General features: G+C 71.5%; 1 protein-coding gene. It reads left to right on the forward strand.

The window, feature by feature from the left end:
• Positions 1-24: 24 nt before the first annotated feature.
• Positions 25-5,078 (forward strand): SDR family NAD(P)-dependent oxidoreductase (locus AB0B72_RS39995; RefSeq protein WP_367745009.1); only part of this gene is annotated, 5,054 nt, incomplete at its 3' end.

A 5,078-nucleotide genomic window follows, 5' to 3' on the forward strand; every position in this document is an offset into this window, starting at 1 on the left:
GCGGGGGTGGCCGGTGTGATCAAGATGGTGTTGGCGATGCGGCATGGGGTGGTGCCGGAGTCGTTGCATGTGGATGTGCCGTCGCCGCATGTGGATTGGTCGTCGGGTGCGGTTGAGGTGGTGACGGAGGCGCGGCCGTGGCCGGCGGTGGATCGTCCGCGGCGTGCGGGGGTGTCGTCGTTCGGGGTGAGCGGCACCAACGCGCACACCATCCTCGAACAGGCACCGGCGAGCGTAGAGGACGGCACCCGTTCGGTCAGCCGGCCCACGCTCCTTCCTCTCCTGATCTCCGCCAGGGACGAGGCGGCTCTGCGGGCCCAGGCGCGGAGGCTGCACGCCCACCTCACCGGCCTTCCCGGGCTTGAGCCCGTGGACGTGGCCCACTCCCTGGCCACCACCCGGTCGCTTCTCGACGAGCGTGCCGTCGTGCTCGGACGGGACCGTGACGACCTCCTCCAGGGTCTTCGGGCGCTCGCCGACGGACGTACCTCGACCGGCGTCGTCCGGGGTGCCGTCGACGAGGACGGCGGGCTCGCGTTTCTGTTCACCGGTCAGGGGTCTCAGCGGGCCGGGATGGGCCGGGAGCTGTATGAGACGTTCCCGGTGTTCGCCGAGGCGTATGACCGGGTGTGTGCTCATCTGCCGGCCATTGATGGTGAGTCGCTGGATCGTACGGAGTTCACCCAGCCGGCGTTGTTCGCGATCGAGGTGGCGTTGTTCCGCCTGGTGGAGTCGTGGGGCATCGTCCCGGACTTCCTGGCGGGGCATTCCATTGGTGAGATCGCCGCCGCTCATGTGGCCGGGGTGCTGTCCCTTGAGGACGCCTGCACGCTTGTCACCGAACGCGGTCGTCTTATGCAGGCCCTCCCGGAGGGCGGGGCGATGGTCGCCCTGAACGCCTCAGAAGACGAAGTCCAGCCGTATCTGACCGACCGGGTGAGCATCGCCGCCGTCAACGGCCCCGCATCGGTCGTCGTAGCCGGGGACGAAGACGCCGTTACCGCCGTGATCGCGCGGTTCCCCGATCGCAAGTCGAAGCGGCTGAAGGTCAGCCACGCCTTCCACTCCCCGTTGATGGACCCGATGCTGGAGGACTTCCGCCAGGTCGCCGAATCCCTCACCTACAACCCGCCCCGGATCCCGATCGTCTCGGGAGGCCTGGTCGAGGAGCTCGACGCCGATTACTGGGTCGCCCACGTCCGTCAGCCGGTCCGCTTCCTCGACACCATGCGGACACTCGAAGCCGAGGGCGTCACCACCTACCTGGAGATCGGCCCCGACGCCGTGCTGACCGCGCTCGGACAGGACTGTGTGGCGGGCGGCTTCGTCCCGGTGATGCGCCGGGAACGGCCGGAGACCGAGTGTTTCGGGCAGGCGATCGCCGCCCTGTGCGCACGTGGCGTCACCGTCGGCTGGGAGCGCGTCACCAAGGAATGGGGCGCCCGCCCGGTCGACCTGCCGACCTACGCCTTCCAGCGCACGCGTTATTGGGCCGATCCTTCCGTCCCGAGCGACCCCGTCGAGGCCGGCTTCTGGCAGGCCGTCGAGCGTGAGGACCTCCGTACGCTGGCCGGGACGCTGGCGATCGACGACGAGGCGGCGCTCGGCGCCGTGCTGCCCGCCCTGTCGAGCTGGCGCAGGCGGCGCGGTGACAGGTCCGTCTCGGACGGCTGGCGATACAAGATCGCCTGGAGGCCCGCCGAGGATATGGGGCAGGCCCGGCCGTCCGGGACCTGGCTCGTCGCCGGCCCCGCCGACCACGCGGCCGTGCGCGCGCTGACCTCTCACGGCGCCGACGTCGTCACCGTGGACGGCGATCTCGACGCCGACGTCCTGACCGCCCGGCTCAGCGCCGTGGCGTCCGGGACGGACATCGCCGGAGTGCTGTCGCTGCTGGCCCTGGACGAGGAGCCGCACCCCCGCCACCCGTCCGTACCGTCGGGGCTGGCCGCGACGCTCGCCCTGGTGCAGGCGCTCGACCACGCCGGGATCGCGGCGCCTCTGTGGTGCGTGACCGTTGACGCGGTCGCGGTCGACGACACCGACGAGGTCGGCGGTGTCGTCCAGGGACAGGTGTGGGGCCTGGGCAGGGTCGTCGCCCTCGAACGTCCGGAGCGATGGGGCGGCCTCATCGACCTGCCCCGGGAGCTCGACGACGAGGCGGGAGCCCTGCTCGTCCGAATCCTGACGAGCGGAGGCGTGGAGGACCAGCTCGCCGTACGCGCCGGTGGGATCTTCACCCGCAGGCTCGTGCCCGCGCGTGCCGGGTACGGCGTGCGGTGGCGGCCGGCCGGGACCGTGCTGGTGACCGGCGGCACGGGATCGCTCGGCACGCATGTGGCCCGCTGGCTGGCGCGTGGCGGAGCCGAGCACCTGGTGCTGACCGGCCGCCGCGGGCCGGACGCGCCGGGAGCGGCCGAGCTGGCCGCCGAGCTGGAGGAGCTGGGGGCCAGGGTCACCGTCGCCGCGTGCGACGTCGCCGACCGCGACGCGCTCGCCGCGCTGCTCGCCGAGCACCCGCCGAACGCGGTGTTCCACCTGGCGGGCGTGCTGGACGACGGAGTCGTCGGCACCCTGACCGCCGAGCGGTTCGAGGAGGTGCTGCGGGCCAAGGCGCATGCCGCCCGCAACCTGCACGAGCTGACCGGCGACCTGGACGCGTTCGTGCTCTTCTCCTCGTTCGCGGGGATGTACGGCACCACGGGCCAGGCCAACTACGCCGCCGCCAACGCCTACCTCGACACGCTCGCCGAGATGCGCCACGCGCAAGGCATGCCGGCGCTCTCCGTCGCGTGGGGTGCGTGGGCCGGCTCCGGCATGGCCGCCGACGACGCCGCCATCGAGCGGAACATGCGCCGCCGCGGGATTCGCCCCCTCACGCCCGAGCCGGCGCTCGCCGCCCTCGAACGCGCTCTCAGCGGCGACGACACCGTCATCGCCGTCGCCGACATCGACTGGGAACGGTTCGTCGCGGCCTTCACCGCCACGCCGCTGATCAGCGAGATTCCCGACGTGCGGCCTGCTCGGGAGGCCACCTTCACCGAACGGCTGGCCGGGCTGACCGCGGACGAGCGGAACCGGATGCTGCTGGACCTCGTCCGTTCGCAGGCGGCGGCCGTGCTCGGACACGATTCCGCGGGCTCCGTCGACCCTCGCCGCGCCTTCAGGGAGCTCGGCTTCACGTCGCTCAGCGCCGTCGAGCTGCGCAACGGCCTGAACGCCGCGACGGGCCTTCGGCTGCCCGCTTCCCTGATCTTCGACCACCCGACTCCGGCAGCGCTGGCCGAGCACCTGCGCGGTGAGCTGCTGGGCCGCGACGGGTCCCTGACAGGGCAGGCCAGTGCCATCGTCGCGGACGCCACCCTTTCCGGCGCCGTCTCCGGAACCGTCGCCGACGACGAGCCGATCGCGATCGTCGGCATGGGCTGCCGCTTCCCGGGCGGGGTGGGCTCACCCGAGGAGCTGTGGCAGCTCGTCGACCAGGGGCTCGACGTGATCGGCGAGTTCCCGCGCGACCGGGGCTGGGACGTGGAGCGCCTCTACGACCCCGACCCCGACAAGCTGGGCACCAGCTCCACCAGGGAGGGGGGATTCCTGTACGACGCCGGTGAGTTCGACGCCGCGTTCTTCGGGATCTCGCCGCGTGAGGCGCTGGCGATGGATCCGCAGCAGCGGCTGCTGCTGGAGACGTCGTGGGAGGCGTTCGAGCGGGCGGGGATCGATCCGCATTCGCTGCGCGGCAGCCGTACGGGTGTTTTCGCGGGCACGAACGGCCAGGACTACGGGCTGGGCCTGCACCACTCCGAAGGTTTCGAAGGCTATGCCGCCACCGGCACGGCCGCCAGCGTGGTCTCGGGACGTCTCTCCTACGTCTTCGGGCTGGAGGGCCCGGCGGTCACCGTGGATACGGCGTGTTCGTCGTCGCTGGTGGCGTTGCATCTGGCGGTTCAGGCGCTGCGGCAGGGGGAGTGCTCGCTGGCGCTGGCGGGCGGGGTGAACGTCATGTCGAGCCCCCGGGCGTTCATCGAGTTCTCCCGGCAGCGCGGCCTGGCGGCGGACGGGCGGTGCAAGGCGTTCGCGGCGGCGGCCGACGGGACGGGCTGGGGTGAGGGCGCGGGCGTGCTGCTGCTTGAGCGGCTGTCGGACGCTGTCGCGAACGGGCATGAGGTTCTGGCGGTTGTCCGTGGCACGGCGGTGAATCAGGACGGCGCCTCGAACGGTTTGACGGCGCCGAATGGGCCGTCGCAGCAGCGGGTGATCCGGCAGGCGCTGGCGAGCGCACGGTTGTCGGTGGCGGATGTTGATGTGGTGGAGGCGCATGGCACGGGCACCACGCTCGGCGACCCGATCGAGGCGCAGGCGCTTCTTGCCACCTATGGCCAGGAACGGGAGACGCCGCTCTACCTCGGCTCGCTGAAGTCGAACATCGGTCACACCCAGGCGGCGGCGGGCGTCGCCTCTGTCATTAAGACGATCATGGCGATGCGGCATGGGGTGCTGCCGAGGACCTTGCATGTGGATGAGCCGTCGCCGCATGTGGACTGGTCGTCGGGTGCGGTGGAGCTGCTGACGGAGGCGCGGCCGTGGCCCGAACTGGACCGTCCGAGGCGGGCGGGTGTGTCGTCGTTCGGGATGAGCGGCACGAATGCGCATGTGATTGTCGAGCAGGCGCCCGTGGTGGTGGAGGAGCCTGCCGCCGAGCCGGCCATGGACGGTCCGGTGGCGTGGGTGGTGTCGGGCAAGAGCGAGCATGCGTTGCGGGATCAGGCGTTGCGGTTGCGGTCGTTTGTGGGGGATCGGCCGGGGGTCTCGCCGGTGGATGTGGGGGTGTCGCTGGTTGGTTCGCGGGCGTTGTTCGATCATCGGGCGGTGGTGGTCGGTGGTGATCGTGGGGCGTTGATGGCGGGGTTGGAGGCGCTGGCTGCTGGGGGTGTGGCGGCTGGTGTGGTGCAGGGCGTCGCCGGTTCTGCGGGTTCTGGTGTGGGTGGGCCGGTGTTTGTGTTTCCGGGTCAGGGGTCGCAGTGGCGGGGGATGGCGGTGGAGTTGATGGGGGCTTCGCCGGTGTTCGCGGCGGGGTT

This window comes from Microbispora sp. NPDC049125 (assembly GCF_040802045.1).
Classification (GTDB): Bacteria; Actinomycetota; Actinomycetes; order Streptosporangiales; family Streptosporangiaceae; genus Microbispora.